Here is a 15,523-nt window from a genome sequence, read left to right as displayed (position 1 = left end):
CGTTTCGCAAGCAATCAGAAAGGTCAAGGAAAGGAGTAGGCCGCAATGGCTGCCAAGGAAGTGAAATTTGCGTCCGACGCGCGTGATCGCATGCTGCGCGGCGTCGATACGCTTGCCAATGCAGTGAAAGTCACCCTCGGCCCCAAGGGCCGCAACGTCGTGATCGACAAGAGCTTCGGCGCGCCGCGCATCACCAAGGATGGCGTCACCGTCGCGAAGGAAATCGAACTTTCGGACAAGTTCGAGAATATGGGCGCGCAGATGCTGCGAGAGGTCGCCAGCAAGCAGAACGACAAGGCGGGGGATGGCACCACCACCGCCACGGTGCTTGCGCAGGCGATCGTGCGCGAAGGCGCCAAGGCCGTTGCCGCCGGCATGAACCCGATGGACATCAAGCGCGGCGTCGATCTCGCCGTGAGCGCCGTCGTCGCGGACCTGGAGGCACATGCCAGGACCGTCAGCGCCAACAGCGAGATCGCGCAGGTCGCCACCATCTCCGCCAATGGCGACGCGGAGGTAGGCCGCATCCTCGCCGAGGCGATGGAGAAGGTCGGCAACGAAGGCGTGATCACGGTGGAGGAAGCCAAGAGCCTCGAAACCGAACTCGAGACCGTCGAGGGCATGCAGTTCGACCGCGGCTATCTCTCACCCTACTTCATCACCAATACCGAGAAGCTGAAGGTGGAGCTGGATGATCCCTACATCCTGATCCATGAGAAGAAGCTCTCGAACCTGCAGGCGCTCGTGCCGCTGCTCGAGAAGGTCGTCCAGTCCGGCCGGCCGCTGCTGATCATCGCCGAGGATGTGGAGGGCGAAGCGCTCGCGACGCTCGTCGTCAACAGGCTGCGCGGCGGACTGAAGGTCGCGGCCGTCAAGGCGCCGGGCTTCGGCGATCGTCGCAAGGCGATGCTGGAAGACATCGCCATCCTCACCGGCGGCAACGTCGTCAGCGAGGAACTGGGCACGAAGCTGGAGACCGTCACCATCGCGATGCTGGGCCGCGCGAAGAAGGTCACGATCGACAAGGACAACACGACGATCGTCGACGGCGCCGGCACGAAGGCCGACATCGACGGGCGCGTTGCCCAGATCCGCCAGCAGATCGAGGTCACGACATCCGATTATGATCGCGAAAAGCTGCAGGAGCGGCTGGCCAAGCTCGCCGGCGGCGTCGCCGTGATCCGCGTGGGCGGCGCCACCGAGGTCGAGGTGAAGGAGCGGAAGGATCGCGTCGACGACGCGCTCCACGCCACCCGTGCCGCCGTCGAGGAAGGCATCCTACCGGGTGGCGGCATCGCGCTGCTGCGGGCGTTGAAGGCGCTCGATGGCGTCAAGGCCGCGAACGACGATCAGCAGTCGGGCATCGACATCGTCCGCCGGGCGCTCCGCGCGCCGGCGCGGCAGATCGCCGACAATGCCGGCGAGGACGGCGCGTGGATCGTCGGCAAGCTGCTCGAGAGCGACGACTATAACTGGGGCTTCAATGCCGCGACCGGCGAGTATCAGGATCTCGTCAAGGCCGGCGTGATCGATCCCGCCAAGGTCGTTCGTACCGCGCTGCAGGATGCCGCATCGGTCGCATCGCTGCTCATCACCACCGAAGCGCTCGTCGCCGAGCTGCCCAAGGAGGACAAGGTCGCACCAGCGGCGCCATCGATGGACTATTGATGGCCGTGCGGGGCCGGCGACGGACGCCGGCCCCGCTTCGTCCGATGCGAAGCATCGCCGGCCGGCGGATGCCTGCTGCCGGCGCGTCAGAAGCGGTAGGAAAGCGCGAGGCCGGCGGTGGGCTGCCAGCGGCTCCCGTCGTCGGTGATGGGGCTGTCCGCCGCGTCGCCGACCAGATAGGTCGCGCCGGCGCGGCCGATCACGCCGAAATGGCGATCGAACCAATAGCCCGCGGTCAGCCCCGCGCCGACATCCCTGAAGCCGGAGCCCGGCCGGTAGGCGGCAAGCCCGCTCACCGCGGCGTCGGCGGATGTGACGCCGAAATAGGTGCGCGTATAATCCCGGTTGGCCCAGCTCGTCTGCACGTCGAGCGACAGCATCATGTCCGGCCGGCGGATCGCGGCGTAGCTGGCGTTCGCGGTCGCGACCAGCCCGTCATAGGTGCCGGAGATATCGTGGAGCAGCGACACTTCCATCTGCACGCTGCCCTGCCCGAATTCGTCACCGCCGAACCGGTAGCCGACATAGCCGCCCGCCTCGACCGCCATGTCGATCTCGGGCAGCAGCCCGACCGGGCCGTCGACATCCTTGCGCGACATGCGCGGCCCGATGACGGGGCCGATCGCCAGCCGCGCGTCGGATGCGAGATCGACCCGCGCGCGCAACCCGCGGATCTCGAAGCTCACGCCGCGCCAGCGTATGTCCGCCAGCGCGAAGGGCACGGGGCGGACGTCGCTGGCGCCGTCATAGTCGGGGACCACGCCGGCGCCGATCGCGACCATGCCATGCGCCGCATCATCGGGGGCCGCCTGCTGGGCGCGGGCGGCGTCGGGCAGCAGCATGGTGCAGGCAAGCAGGGCCGGAAGAATTATGCGCATCGTCGATCATCCTTGTGGTGGGGGGTATGTGCGGCCACCGAAGGCGCCCGGGGGTTCGGGCTTGGCCTTCGGTGGCCATGGAGGCCGCCCGCGAGGGGGTGTCCGGCAGCCTCCGACCGGATCGGGCAAGAAGAGGGCGCTTGTCCGATCCGAAACGGATTGGCGGGGGCTCAGCCCTGCGGGGGCATGGCCGCGAGCCGTCGGTCGGCGATCAGATAGACGAGCCCCGCGAGTGCGCTGGCCGCGGGCACGATCAGCAGCCCGAGCGCGAGGCCGTTGGGAATGTCCGCAGCAGTCGCCGCATCGCTGACGATGCCCACGAACAGCGGCCCGAACGCCGGCCCCAACAGGCTGGAACCGACCATGCCGAGGCTGGAGGCCATCGCCTCCCTGCCCGGCCCGGCGACGCGATGGGCGGTGCCGAACGCCCAGGGCAGCATATAGGCGAAGGAGAACATGGCCGGCACCAGCAGCGCGATCGAGACCCAGCCGATGGGCGAGAACAACGCCGCCGTAGTCGTGACGGCGGCGAACAGGAAAAGGATGGCGGGCTTGCGGAGCATGCCGCCACGCCCGGTCCTGACCGCCCGGTCGAAGCCGCGACCGCCCAGCAGGGTGCCGGCGATGCCCATCGCACCTTGCAGCAGGCCGAACGCCAGCCCGGCCTCACCGGCGCTGTAGCCGAAGGTGCGGATCAGAAAGGGCGGCGCGAAGACATAGAAGGGCCCTGCGGCGAAGCCGACGACGATCGCAGCGATGAACAGCCAGCGGAACGGCTGCGATGCCAGCAGGTCGAGGCTCGAGCGCAGGAAGGATGTGGCGCCGGCGGGCGCGCGCCGCGCCGGCGGCGTCGGCCCGGCGACAAGCCAGACGAAGAACGCGATCAGCCCGCCGATCGCGCCGGCGCCGACCAGCGCGACGCGCCAGCCCAGCGTGTCGTCGATCGCGCCGCCGATCCCGAACCCGGCCATCGTGCCCAGCGGAATGCCCATCGAGAAGATGCCGATCGCCAGCCCGCGGCGCTCCGGCCGGATCCTGCGCGCGATCAGCGCATGGCCGGCGGGCACCGCACCCGCCTCCCCCAGCGCGACGCCGAAGCGCGTGAAGGCGAGGAAGAGAAACCCCGTCGCCAGCCCGCCGAGCGCGGTCATCGCGCTCCACACCAGCATGCAGGCGATCAGCACGAAGCGTGGCGAACCACGATCGGACGCCCGCGCCAGCGGCAGCGAGAAGACGGTGTAGCAGATCGCGAAGGCGACGCCGGTGATCAACCCCATCTGGGTATCGCTGAGCGACAGTTCCGCCTTGATCGATTCCGCGAGGATGAAGGGAAGGATCCGGTCGATCTGGGCAAAGGCGCTGACCAGGAACAGCGCAAAAAGCATGGCGCCCGACCGCAGTCCGGAGCGCCCGCCGGCGGCGTGCGGCCGATCCTGTCGATCGGGCAATGAAAGTTCGGCAGTCATCGCCATGATACGCACTGACCTCGCTTGGCTGGGCCTCAGCAGGCTAAGGGCAGGGCGCGTGGATCCGAATGCCGGAAACCTCAATAAACTTGCCCGATCCTGCAGGATGCGTCGGCGAGTTTGCTCCCCGCGCGACGCGCCGGGGAGGAATATTGTCGCTTCACCGCCGCCGCGCGCGCTGCCCGGAGAGGGGGCGCAGGCGGATGCCGATGCAGATCACCGTGGGCCAGAACAGGGTATGGATGATGTCCGAGGTCGTGTCCGGCCAGCGCCACGATCCGTAGTGCAGCCGGTCCATGATCTCGTTCGCCGCCTCCGCGGCGACGACGAACCACAGCGGCACGAAGGTGCCGAGCCCGCGGCGCGTGACCATCCGGCCGAGCATCAGCATCGCCAAGCCGGCGTGGATGTGGAGGACGGTGTCGGAAAGACCGGTGCCGTCACCGATCCACAGAATCAACCGCGTGTAGAGGCCGGGAATATCCATCGGCGCTGCATGGCGGGCTTTGCTGCACCGCACAAGCCGGCAGCCGTCGGCGCCGGCATCAGCGGCCGGCCACCACCGGATCGGCCGCGGCTGCCGCACAGCCGGGGCCGAGCAGGTCGGTCATGCGGACCAGATCGGCCACCGAATCCGCGGCCATCTTGCGCATCACATGGCCGCGGTGGAGCTTCACCGTCGCCTCGGCGATGCCCACCTCGTTGGCGATCTGCTTGTTGAGCAGCCCGCTGGTGACCAGCGCCATGATCTGCCGCTCCCGCTCGGTCAGCATCGCATAGCGCGCGCGCACCGCAGCGTTGCGTTCGGCCTCGCTGCGCCGCATCCCGTCCGCCGCGATCGCGCGATGGACGGCTTCCAGCAGATCCTCCTCGCGCACCGGCTTGGTCAGCACGTCGACCGCGCCCGCCTTCATCGCGCGCACCGCCATCTGGACATCGACATGCGCGCTGATCAGCACGACCGACTGCCGCGTATCCGCACGCGCCAGCGCTTCCTGGAATTCGAGGCCGCTGCGCCCCGGCAACCGGATATCGAGCACGAGGCAGCCGGCGCGATCGGGCCGGTCGGCGGCGAGATAGGCCTGCACCGATCCATAGCTTTCGGTGGCGAGCCCGACCGACAGGAACAGCCCGCCCAGCGCCTCGCGCACGCTTTCGTCGTCGTCGATCACGACGACGGTCGGCGCGTCGCTTTCAGCGCAGGCCGGCATGCCCATCGCCCTCCCCGGCGGCCGGCAGGCTGAAGCGGAAAACGCTGCCCGCCGGCTCGTTGGCCGCCGCCCAGATGCGGCCGCCATGGGCATCCACGATCGAGCGGCAGATCGAAAGCCCCATTCCGACTCCCCCGGATTTGGTGCTGAAGAAGGCTTCGAAGATGCGATCCCCCAGCCCCGGACTCAAGCCCGTGCCGCTATCGGCGACGCTGACCTCGACTCCGCCCCCGGCAACCGCGGCGGCACGCACCGCGATCTGGCGTTCGCCCTCCGCGCGGCCCGCCATCGCCTCCGCCGCATTCATGATCAGGTTGAGGACGACCTGCTGGAGCTGGGTTCGATCGCCGATCACCATGATCGCGGGCGACGCGAAATCGGTCGCCAGTTGCACGCCGCGCCGGTGCAGTTCGCCCCGCAGCATTTCGGCGATCTCGCGAATGGCCTGTTCGAGGTCCATCTCCACCATCGTCGGCGGGAGCTTGCGGGCGAGCGCGCGGATGCTGCCGATGATGTCTCCGGCGCGGTGGCCGTCGCGCACGATACGCTCGGTGGCCTGGCGCGCCTGCGCGATATCGACGCGGCCATCCTCCAGCCAGCGCAGGCAGGTGCCGGCATTGGTGACGATCGCCATCAGCGGCTGGTTGATCTCATGCGCGATCGAGACCGCGAGTTCGCCCATCGTCGTCATCCGCGTGACGTGCGCGAGCTCGGCCTGGCTGCGGCGCAGTTGCTCTTCCGCGCGCTTGCGATCGTCGATGTCGATGTTGACGCCGAACCAGTGCGGCCGTCCGCCGTCCGCGCTGTGATAGGGGCTCGCGCGGAACAGGAACCAGCGATAGCCCCCCGCCCCGTCGCGCAGCCGCGCCTCGCACTCGTTGCCGCGCCCGGTGGCGAGCGCCATGCTCCACGCATCGATCAGGAGGCCGCGATCGTCGGGATGGATCGCCATCGTCCAGCCCGGGCCCAGCGCATATTGGGGATCCATCCCGATATAGTCGAGATATTGCTGGCTGAGGAAATCGACCGCCCCGTCCGCATCCGCCGACCAGACCAGCCCGGGGATGGTGTTGATGATGTGTTGCAGCCGGCGTTCGCTTTCCTTCAGCGCCGCCTCGCTGGCCTTGAGGGCATCCTCGGCGCGCTGCAGATCCTCGATATCCACATTGACGCCGAACCAGCGGACCACGCCGTTCGCGTCCGTGAACTTGCGGCCCGAGAAATAGAACCAGCGATAGTCGCCGTCGGCGCCGCGGATGCGGCCCTTGAGGAAGGTCTGCTTCGCGCCGGCCAGATCGCGGAGCCACGTCTCCATCATCCCCGGCACGTCATCGGGATGGTAGAGATCGAGGAAGCCCCAGCCCAGGATCTGTTCCGCCGGCAGCCCGGCATAATCCAGCCAGCGCTGGTTGATGAAGTCGGCGCTGCCATCGGGCCGTGCGGACCAGGCCAGCACCGGCAGCGAGTTGATGATCAGGTTGAGGTTGCGCTCGCTCGCCAGCAACGCGGCTTCGGTTTCGCGCAGCGCCGTCTCGGCGCGCTTGCGGTCCTCGATGTCGAGCAGGATGCCATACCATTTGACGACATTGCCATCGGCATCGAGCAGCGGGGTCTGCCGCAAGGTGAACCAGCGATAGACCCCGTCCGCGCGGATGATCCGGCCTTCCACCTCGCGCCCGCGCTTGGAGGCCATGATATCCTGCCAGGCGGCGAGCAGCACCGGCGTGTCGTCCGGATGGAAGATCCGGTAGAAGCCCAGGCCGTGGATATCCTCCGCCGGGAAGCCGACGAAATCGAGCAGGTTCTGGTTGCAGAAGTCCAGCATGCCATCCGCCTTGGACGACCAGGCCATCGCGGGGATCGTGTTGATGATCAGGTTCAGCCGCAATTCGCTCTCGGCCAGCGCATCGCCCGTCGGCGGGACCTCCCGCGTGTCGGCCGGCTCGCGGTCGGCGAGGTCGCGCACCTCCCGGCAGGCGAGGCTGAGCTGGGCCGCCGCGACATCCAGCCGCAACCGTTCCGTTTCGCGCGGGAAATCCGCGCGCCGCGATCCGGCGACCAGCCAGCCCAGGCTGGCGATCTCGCCCAGCGCCACCGGCAGCACCGCCACATCCTCACCCGCCAGCGCCAGCGCGGCGGCACCGGGTGCGGGATCGGTCGCCAGCCAGTCGTCGATCGCGCCGCCGACGAAATCGGGATCGCCGCCCGGGCGGTAGCCCGCATCGACGCGGATGAAGATATGCACCATCTCGGTGAAGCGCAGCCCGACGAAATCGAGGCCGAGCATGTCGAGCAGCACGTCGAGCATGGCTTCGACGATCGCGGTGGGATCCATGCCCGTCCATGTCGCCGGCATCGCGTTGAGGCGGGCGATATCGGCGCAGCACCGCTGCAGTTCGGCGATGGCGCCCGCATCTGGCGCTGCATCGGACGATGGCGGCGGCCCGGCGGGGTCCGGCACGCCCCCCGTACCCGGCAAGACCGACGTCGGATGTGCGTTCACAACGGCCCCCGTCCCTGTCAGGTGTCGACGTCATCGGCCGATCGACGATGCCCGATCCATGCGCACGCCGCCAGCCGCGACGCGCGCCCCCGCGTTCCACAGCCTAATCCGCGGCCGCGCCGTCATCCACCTCGACCAAGGTCGATCGGCGCACGACCATCAGCGACGCGCGCGCGACCAAATCGGATTTGAGCGGATTTCCCGATCGCGATAGCCCGCTGCGGGGGCACGGCGGCCTTGCGACCACAGGACATCCAGTATCGGGGGCAGGATATGGGACCGGGGCAACGGTGGATGATCGGCGTGACGGCGCTCGGCGCGGCTGCACCTGCGCTGGCGCAAACGCCCGCACCCGGCGACGGTGACATCATCGTCACGGCGACGCGGCAGGAAACCCGGCTGCAGGATACGCCGCTCGCCATTTCCGCCTACACCGCCGAGCAGATGGAGCGGAGCGGCACGCGCGACCTGCGCGATATCGTGACCTTCACGCCCGGGCTGACGATCGGCACCGGCGAGGGCCAGGGCGCGGTGCCGATTTCGATCCGCGGCGTCGGCCAGAACGATCTGGGGATCGGCGCGGACGCGCCGATCGCGGTCTATCTCGACGGCGTCTATCTCGCGCGGCCCTATATGAACCTGTTCGATCTCGTCGACGTCGAGCGGATCGAGGTGCTGCGCGGGCCGCAGGGCACGCTCTACGGCCGCAACGCCACCGGCGGCGCGATCAACGTCATCACCCGGCGGCCGGGGCGCGACGTGGTGGTGGAGGCGGCCGCCCGCTATGGCAATTATGACGCCTGGGGCGCGCAGGCGCTGGCGATGGCGCCGCTCGGCCCCACGCTTTCGGGCAAGATCGCGATCTCGGCGAGCCGCCATGACGGCTATACGCGGCGCTTGCCCACCGGCGACGATCTCGATCCCGAGCGCAGCTTCGCGATCCGCGGCGCGCTGCGCTGGCAGCCCGACGACCGGCTCGACGTGCAGCTCAACGCCGATCGCGGCTATCACGACATGCCCGTGGTGGTCCACAACAGCGCCGCCCCCGATTTCGATCCCAGGCGCATCGCGCTGGATGCGAACCCGCGCGAGGATCGCGACTATTGGGGGCTGTCGCTCGATACCACGCTCGATCTCGGCTCGGTCCGGCTGACCGCGATCACCGGCTATCGCGAGGCGAAGCTCGCCAACCTGATCGATACCGATGCCAGCGCCCGGAGGCTGGTGCATTTCGGCCAATATGACGAGACCGCGCAGTTCAGCCAGGAAGTGCGCGCCAGTTCGGCCGGCGGCGGCCGGCTGCAATGGCTGGCCGGACTCTATCATTTCCGCGAGGATGCGGACACGTTCAGCCCGATCTACCTCGATTTCACCACGATCCTCGGCCTGCCGCTGCCGACCACGCAGCACATCGATGCGTCCAACCGGACGCGCGCCGTCGCCGCCTTCGGCCAGGCGAGCTACCGCATCACCGACCGGCTGAGCCTCTCCGCGGGGCTGCGCTGGAGCCGCGAGACCAAGACCTTCACCTTTCTCCAGCAATTCACCGTCGACATCCCGCCGATCTTCACCTCCTTTCCCCGATCGCGCCAGAAGACGCGCTGGTCCGACCTGTCACCGCGCATCGCTGTCGACTATCGCCCCAACGACCGGCTGCTGCTCTACGCCAGCTATTCGGAAGGCTTCAAAAGCGGCGGATCGACCTCCGTCAGCCTGATCACCACGCCGCTGCCCAACATCTTCGCGCCCGAGGCGCTGGAGGCGTTCGAGGCCGGGGCCAAGGGGGATTGGCTGGACGGCCGGTTGCGCGTCTCCGCCACCGCCTTCCATTACGACTACAAGAATCTGCAGGTGCGCACCGCCGACGATCTCGGCTTCCTCGTCGTGCGCAACGCGGCGACCGCCAGCATCGACGGGTTCGAGTTCGAACTTACCGCGCATCCGGTGGGGCGTTTCCAGATCAACGCCGTCGCGGCGCTGCTCGATGCGCGCTACGACCGCTTCGTCGATCCGGTGTCGCTGGTCGATTATTCGGGCGACCGGCTCAATCGCGCGCCCGATGTGAAGATCGGCCTGGGCCTGCAGAACGGCTTCGCGCTTGGCGACCGCGGCGAACTCATGCTGCGCGGCGAATATGAATATATGAGCCGGATCTATCACCAGCCCGGCGAGAACCGGCTGTTCTCCCGCGCGCCGACCAACCTGTTCAACGCCCGCATCGCCTTCACCGCGCCCGACCGGCGCTGGTCGGTCGCGCTGTTCGGCAAGAACCTGACCAACGAGCGCTATATCGGCCATGCCTTCGTGGTGCTGGGCGAGCCCCGCGCCACGATCACGCCGCCGCGGACCTATGGGATCGAGGTGCGGGTGGCGAATTAGCGGATTGGCGGCCGTGTTTCGCCCCTCCGCTCGACCAAAGTCGAGCTGTGCAAGACCTCCATCCCATTCCGCGAGACCAAGTGGGAAATTGAAGCCCGGCCCGCCCGCCCGCTATGCCTTGGTCCCGGGCCAGCGAGAGAGGCTGAACCTTGCCGACGAAGCCGACAATCGCGTGCATCGATGACGATCCCTTCGTGCGCGAGGCGCTGGAGGGGCTGTTGCAATCGATCGGCTACACGGTGCTGTTGTTCGCTTCGGCGGAGGAATTCCTGCAATCCTCCGCGCTGCTCCAGCTTTCCTGCCTGATCACCGACATGAAGCTGGGCGGCATGTCCGGCCTGCAGTTGCTGCGGCAGCTGGCGCATGACGGCCATAGCATCCCGACGATCGTCGTCACCGCATTCGGAGACGACCAGATGCGCGACCAGTCGCTTGCGGCGGGTGCGATCGGCTTTCTCAACAAACCCATCCACGAGGCCGATCTGCTCGCCCTGCTGAAGGCGGCGACGGATCGCAATTCACCCTGAACCGGCGCGGGGGCGGCGGCGCCCGGGAGAAGTGCGAGGCATGTATGAGTGATGTGCGGATCTTCGCTTTCGGACCGTTCCGGCTGATGCCCGAACGGCAATTGCTGTTGCAGGGCGACACCGCCGTGCGCATCGGCGGCCGGGCGCTCGACCTGCTGATCGCGCTCGTCGAGCGGCCGGGCGAGCTGGTGTCGAAGCATGAGCTGATCGCCTTCGCCTGGCCGACGACGACCGTCGACGAGAGCAACCTCAAGGTCAACATGGCGGCGCTGCGCCGCGCGCTCAGCGACGATGCCGGCGCGGCCCGCTATATCGCCACCGTATCCGGGCGCGGCTATCGCTTCATCGCCCCCATCCACATGCAGGAGCCGACCGCCCGGAATGACGGCGGTGCCGCGCCCGGCGGGAGCCTGCCGGTGAGCACCGAGCCGGCCCGGCCAGCCTGGCACGCGCTCGACCAGGCCCGCTTCGTCTCGATCATCGCCCCGGGCAGCCTCGGGCAGGATCAGCCCGCAAGCCGGGGCGCGCGCATCCGTTTCGTCGATCTCGCGCCGCATGCCGAATATGTCGCCGTCCCCGCGCCCGCATGCGCGCCGCCCGATGCGGTCGAGGACCGGGCGGTGCCGGCCACCGCACAGGGCGCGCAGCCCACCGGGCCGCCTTCCGCCGGCGCGATCGATTTCGGCATCGTGATCGACGGCGAGATCACGCTGATGCTGGACGATGCCAATGTGCCGCTCAAGCCCGGCAGCGTCGTCGTCCAGCGCGGCATCGACCATGCCTGGGCGAACCATTCGGGCCGCCCCTGCCGCATCCTGTTCGTCCACCTCGACGGCGGGCAGGACGCGGGCCGCCGTGGCGCGCAGGGTGGATGGTGATCGACCTTCCTTCCCGAGCCAGGCTCCGGGAGGAAGGTCGATCCGCTCTCAACCCAGCCGCGGCAGCCCGTCCATGATCGCGGTCAGCGCCAGCACCGTCTGCGCCTCCATCGCGCTGTGGCCGGCATTGGTGATGGCGAAGCTCGCGGGGGCCGCGCCCGCGCCTGCCATCGCCTCGATCAGGCGGGAGGCCTGGGTCAGCGGGCAGACCTGGTCGAAGCGGCCATGAACGATGTGCGTCGGGATCGCGGCGATGCGGCCGATATTGTCCACGATCTCGCCGGGCGCGAGGAACAGCTCGTGGGCGAAGAAATGCGCCTCGATCTGCGCGAAGGAGAGCGCGAACGCCGCCTCGGCGAACTTGCCGGGATCGTCGGCCGGCGGAATCATGCTGGAGATGGTGCCTTCCCACACCGACCAGGCGGTCGCCGCCTGCAGCTGGCGGAGGCGATCGGCATCGTCGCGCGGCGCCCTGTCGAAGATCGCCTTGTAGGCGGCCATCATGTCGTCGCGTTCGGCGGGCGCTATGGTTTCGACGAACGGCTTCCACGCCTCCGGATAGGCGACATAGCTGCCCGGCGCGGTGATCGAGAACGGCGCTTCGGCATAGGTCGCGGCGTTGCCCTGGTACATATAGAGCAGGTCCTCGCGGTCACCGAGGAAGATGCCGCGCAGCACCAGCGTCGCGACATCCTCGGGATGGCGGATCGCATAGACCAGCGCGAGCGTGCTGCCCCAGCTGCCGCCGAACACATGCATGCGGCCGCTAATGCCCAGCGCGTCGCGCAGCGTGCGGATGTCAGCCACCAGATGGTCGGTGGTGTTGCGGGTCAGCGCCACCGCCGGCCCCGCCGCCGCCACGGTCGGCTCGCTCTTGCCGCAGCCGCGCTGGTCGAACAGGATCACGCGATAGCGCGCGGGATCGAAGAAGCGCGCCATCACCGGCGCGCAGGCGCCGCCCGGCCCGCCGTGCAGGACCATCACCGGCTCGCCCGCGGGATCGCCATATTCTTCCCAGTAGAGCTTGTGGTCGGGCGCATGATCCACCTGCAGCAGGCCGGAACGGTTGGCGGCGGCGGCGGGATATTTCCATTCGTCCCGCACCGTGCTTGCCTGCTGGAGCCCCGAAAAATCGATCACGCCCTACCCCTCATGCCCTGCCGGCCGCGACCGGCCGTCTTACGCGAAATAACGCCGTTTAACCGGCGTTGGGAACCACCCTCTGCTATTGTGCGGCCACGCCCTTCGCTCGACCGGCGCAGGGAGGATCCACGCCCCGGGGGATTGTTCGCCGCAGCCTTCGATCGCGCCGCGCTGACGGTGTGGGCGATTTTCGTCCGGCGGGCGGTCCGGCCGGCGGGCGTCACCGCGCCCGTGACGCGCCAAACGATGTTTCGAAGGAGCCACGCCATGTCCCACCCCGTGAAGATCACCGCGACGCTGACCGCGCTGCCCGACAGGGCCGGGGCGTTACAGGCGCTGCTCACCGATATGGCGCCCCATTGCCGGGCCGAGCCGGGCAACCTGCGCTGGGACGTGTGGCAGGATCAGGCGCAGCCGGGCCGTTACGTGCTCGACGAACTCTATGTCGATGGCGATGCCGTGGCGGCGCACCGGCAATCGCCGCATTATCTCCATTATCTCTCGCGGGTTCCCGACCTGGCGGAGCGCACCGCTCTCGTCTGCGATCCGGTTGCGGTCGACCACGGCACCGGCGCATGAGGCGACGATGACGGGTACGGTCGGAAACCCGGCCACGAGCGGCGCCCCCGCCCTCAGAAGCCGATCCGCCCGCCCCCCGGCTTGAGCGCGGCTTCCGCCCCCAGCCGCGCGACGATCGCCTCCGCGTCCGTCACGCCGAGGTGGCGGATCTGCCGCCGCACGACCGCGAAGTCGCCCGGCGTCAGGTTGGTCAGTTCCGCCAGCGCGGCGGGCGCCGCCATCCCGAAGAAGCGCTCGAATGCCCGTGCCGCCCGCGCCGCGCCGAACGGACGCAGGTCGAGCTTGAACACGAAGCGCCGGAGCGCCGCCGGGTCAAGCCGCGAGGCGTGGTTGGTGGTCGCGACGAACGGCAGCGGGTGGCGATCGAGCCAGGTCAGCAGTTCGTTGACCTGCGTCACCTCCCAGCTCCGCGTCGCGCCGCCGCGGTCGTAGAGCAGCGAGTCGACCTCGTCGAACAACAGCACGCCGCCGCGCCGCTCCGCCTCGCGGAACGCGCCGGCGATATGCGCCTCCGTCTCGCCCACCCACTTGGACAGCAGGTCCGAGGCGCGGCGGACGATCAGCGGCCGGTCGATCGCGTGGGCGAGATGATGGCCGAGCGCGGTCTTGCCGGTTCCCGGCGGCCCGGTGAGCAGCAGCGAGAAGTCGCTGGGCCCGTCCGGCTGTGCGAACCGGCCGAGCAGGCTTGCGACGTCGAGGTCGGTCTCGAACAGGTCGAGATCGGCGAGCGGTTCCGCCTCCGCCACCGGGCGCCCCGCGCGCAGCGCGGTCACCAGCGAACGCGCCGAGGCGGTGATGTCCTCCGCATCGCCCGAGAGCCGGCCGACGCGCATCGCGACGCGCGCCACCGTCGCCGCCTCCGGCGCGGCCGCCAGCAGCGGGTCGAACGCCGCCGGCAGCGTCACCGCCTCGTCCGCCGCGATGCGCGCGATCATCCGCCGCGCCGCCGCCGGGGTCGGCACGTCGAGATGCAGCACGAAGCTCATCCGGCGCAGGATCGCGGGTTCGACATTGCCGATCGCGTTGGTCGTCCAGATCACCGGCACCGCGTTGGTTTCGAGCAGCCGGTTGATCCAGATCTTCGATCCCTCGCGATCGCGGAACCAGTCCCCCGGGCCGGGGCTGGCATCGCCGATCATGTCCTCCATCTCGTCGAACAGCAGCAGCGCGTCGCCGCGGCCGGTGAGGACGCGGTGGGCAAGCTGCAGCGCATGCGCGCGCTCCCAGCGATCGGGCTCCTCGCCATCCTCGTCGGCCTCGCCCACGCTGAACAGGGCCGCGCCCGCCGCCGCCGCCAATGTGCGGGCCAGCTCGGTCTTGCCCGTGCCCGGCGGGCCGTGGATGAGGATGTTCACGCCCGCCGCGCCCTCGCGCAGCGCGCCCGCCAGCAGCCGCACGAGCCGTGCGGCATCGGCGCCGACGCCGGAGAAATCCTCCAGCCCCAGCCGCGCGGTCTGGCGCAGGCCGACCATCGCCTCGATCAGCCCGCTGCGATCGGTGATGCCGCGATCGAGCAGCCGCGACAGCGTCCAGCCGAGATCGAGCTCCGCCGCGCCGCGATGGCTGAGGCGGAAGCGGATCAGGCCAAGGGTGAGCAGCAGGCTCATCCGCAGCCCCTGTTCGCTGTGCCCGGCAATCTCGGCGATCAGCACCGGCATGTCGCGATGATGCTCGGCGATGCGGCGCGCGAGATCCGACAGGCGCGACACGCGGTCGAGCCCGACCGCAAGCTGGAGCAGCCGCGCATCGGCCTTGCCCAGCCGAAGCGCCTCGGCGAGCGCGGCGGCGATGCGCAGCGGGCGCGGCGGTTCGACCCCGGCCGCGCCTTGGGGAGCGGCCTCGAGCGCGGCGACCAGCCGCCGCCAGCCGATCCTGCCCGCCTTCGGCTCGATCCGGATCCCACGGTCGCCCAGCCAGGCGCGGTTCTCCCCCGCCCATTCGCCGAGCGCGGTGCCCAGCGGGCTCCGCCCCTTCACAGTCTTCAGCCGGAGCAGCAGGCCCCGGACGATATCCATCTCTTCCATCTTCATCCCGATCCCGCCCATCGCGCGGTCCGAAAGGGCCATGGCAATGGCCCCGGCGACGCACGCAATGCGCCCGATACTCATCGTCGTGGGTGGCGTGCCGCGAGCCCATCCGCCGCGGCGCGGGATGCGCTACGGCTGGCGGCTGACGATCCGGGGCATCACGCCCGCTTTCAGCGATCCTACCAGCAATCCATGTCTCCGATGGCTGCCGGCGATTGGTCCGGCAGGGCGTCGCCCCATAGCCCATAAGCCGATCCGCTGCAA

Annotated in this window: 12 protein-coding genes; 5 read left to right on the top strand and 7 right to left on the bottom strand. The window is 69.2% G+C overall.

Annotated features, from left to right (window positions below; translation table 11 throughout):
- The first annotated feature begins 45 nt into the window (after positions 1-45).
- On the top strand, positions 46-1,668 hold the full coding sequence (gene groL / locus NX02_RS04975; protein WP_025291094.1) for a chaperonin GroEL: 1,623 nt from the start codon (positions 46-48) through the stop codon (positions 1,666-1,668).
- 86 nt (positions 1,669-1,754) lie between these two features.
- Here the strand turns inward: groL and NX02_RS04970 are convergent, their stop codons facing one another.
- From NX02_RS04970 to NX02_RS04950, 5 genes are all read right to left on the bottom strand, one after another.
- Entirely contained in the window at positions 1,755-2,546 is a 792-nt protein-coding gene (locus NX02_RS04970; protein WP_025291093.1) for a MipA/OmpV family protein, read from the bottom strand.
- 170 nt (positions 2,547-2,716) lie between these two features.
- Positions 2,717-4,012 carry an MFS transporter gene (locus tag NX02_RS04965; protein ID WP_245648766.1) on the bottom strand — a complete coding sequence of 432 codons (1,296 nt, stop codon included), beginning with the start codon at positions 4,010-4,012 and terminating at the stop codon, positions 2,717-2,719.
- Positions 4,013-4,172: 160 nt separating this feature from the next.
- Positions 4,173-4,499, bottom strand: coding sequence for a hypothetical protein (locus NX02_RS04960; RefSeq protein ID WP_025291091.1), 327 nt, complete (start codon positions 4,497-4,499; stop codon positions 4,173-4,175).
- A gap of 58 nt (positions 4,500-4,557) precedes the next feature.
- Positions 4,558-5,223, bottom strand: a complete 666-nt coding sequence (locus NX02_RS04955) for a response regulator transcription factor (protein ID WP_025291090.1) — start codon at positions 5,221-5,223, stop codon at positions 4,558-4,560.
- Positions 5,207-7,726, bottom strand: coding sequence for a PAS domain-containing sensor histidine kinase (locus NX02_RS04950; RefSeq protein ID WP_211258287.1), 2,520 nt, complete (start codon positions 7,724-7,726; stop codon positions 5,207-5,209). The genes NX02_RS04955 and NX02_RS04950 overlap by 17 nt, the downstream gene beginning before the upstream one ends.
- A gap of 294 nt (positions 7,727-8,020) precedes the next feature.
- Here NX02_RS04950 and NX02_RS04945 point away from each other — a divergent pair, with 294 nt between their 5' ends.
- The 3 genes from NX02_RS04945 (at position 8,021) to NX02_RS33255 (ending at position 11,510) form a co-directional block, all read left to right on the top strand.
- Positions 8,021-10,105: a TonB-dependent receptor gene (locus NX02_RS04945; protein ID WP_025291088.1), complete on the top strand. Its 2,085-nt coding sequence runs from the start codon at positions 8,021-8,023 to the stop codon at positions 10,103-10,105.
- Between the two features lie 149 nt (positions 10,106-10,254).
- Positions 10,255-10,632 carry a response regulator transcription factor gene (locus NX02_RS04940; protein WP_025291087.1) on the top strand — a complete coding sequence of 126 codons (378 nt, stop codon included), beginning with the start codon at positions 10,255-10,257 and terminating at the stop codon, positions 10,630-10,632.
- A gap of 44 nt (positions 10,633-10,676) precedes the next feature.
- Entirely contained in the window at positions 10,677-11,510 is an 834-nt protein-coding gene (locus NX02_RS33255; protein WP_047099737.1) for a winged helix-turn-helix domain-containing protein, read from the top strand.
- Positions 11,511-11,558: 48 nt separating this feature from the next.
- On the opposite strand, the gene pip is transcribed toward NX02_RS33255, so the two are convergent.
- On the bottom strand, positions 11,559-12,650 hold the full coding sequence (gene pip, locus NX02_RS04930; protein WP_245648765.1) for a prolyl aminopeptidase: 1,092 nt from the start codon (positions 12,648-12,650) through the stop codon (positions 11,559-11,561).
- A gap of 270 nt (positions 12,651-12,920) precedes the next feature.
- On the opposite strand from pip, the gene NX02_RS04925 reads away from it, so the two are divergent.
- The gene (locus tag NX02_RS04925) at positions 12,921-13,232 is read left to right on the top strand and encodes a putative quinol monooxygenase (RefSeq protein WP_025291084.1); all 312 of its coding nucleotides are present in this window, start codon (positions 12,921-12,923) and stop codon (positions 13,230-13,232) included.
- A 53-nt stretch (positions 13,233-13,285) separates the two neighbouring features.
- Here the strand turns inward: NX02_RS04925 and NX02_RS04920 are convergent, their stop codons facing one another.
- Positions 13,286-15,298, bottom strand: a complete 2,013-nt coding sequence (locus NX02_RS04920; protein ID WP_025291083.1) for an AAA family ATPase — start codon at positions 15,296-15,298, stop codon at positions 13,286-13,288.
- Positions 15,299-15,523 lie beyond the last annotated feature (225 nt).

Source organism: Sphingomonas sanxanigenens DSM 19645 = NX02 (assembly GCF_000512205.2).
Taxonomy (GTDB): Bacteria; Pseudomonadota; Alphaproteobacteria; order Sphingomonadales; family Sphingomonadaceae; genus Sphingomonas_D; species Sphingomonas_D sanxanigenens.
The sequence above is the reverse complement of the archived record's forward strand: the minus strand, read 5'-3'. Positions and strand labels throughout refer to the sequence as shown.

Excerpts from the sequence above, each read along its gene's own strand:
- groL (WP_025291094.1), top strand. The coding sequence starts at position 46 with ATGGCTGCCAAGGAAGTGAAATTTGCGTCCGACGCGCGTGATCGCATG.
- NX02_RS04970 (WP_025291093.1), bottom strand. The coding sequence starts at position 2,546 with ATGCGCATAATTCTTCCGGCCCTGCTTGCCTGCACCATGCTGCTGCCC.
- NX02_RS04965 (WP_245648766.1), bottom strand. The coding sequence starts at position 4,012 with ATGACTGCCGAACTTTCATTGCCCGATCGACAGGATCGGCCGCACGCC.
- NX02_RS04960 (WP_025291091.1), bottom strand. The coding sequence starts at position 4,499 with ATGGATATTCCCGGCCTCTACACGCGGTTGATTCTGTGGATCGGTGAC.
- NX02_RS04955 (WP_025291090.1), bottom strand. The coding sequence starts at position 5,223 with ATGCCGGCCTGCGCTGAAAGCGACGCGCCGACCGTCGTCGTGATCGAC.
- NX02_RS04945 (WP_025291088.1), top strand. The coding sequence starts at position 8,021 with ATGATCGGCGTGACGGCGCTCGGCGCGGCTGCACCTGCGCTGGCGCAA.
- NX02_RS33255 (WP_047099737.1), top strand. The coding sequence starts at position 10,677 with ATGAGTGATGTGCGGATCTTCGCTTTCGGACCGTTCCGGCTGATGCCC.
- NX02_RS04925 (WP_025291084.1), top strand. The coding sequence starts at position 12,921 with ATGTCCCACCCCGTGAAGATCACCGCGACGCTGACCGCGCTGCCCGAC.
- NX02_RS04920 (WP_025291083.1), bottom strand. The coding sequence starts at position 15,298 with ATGGCCCTTTCGGACCGCGCGATGGGCGGGATCGGGATGAAGATGGAA.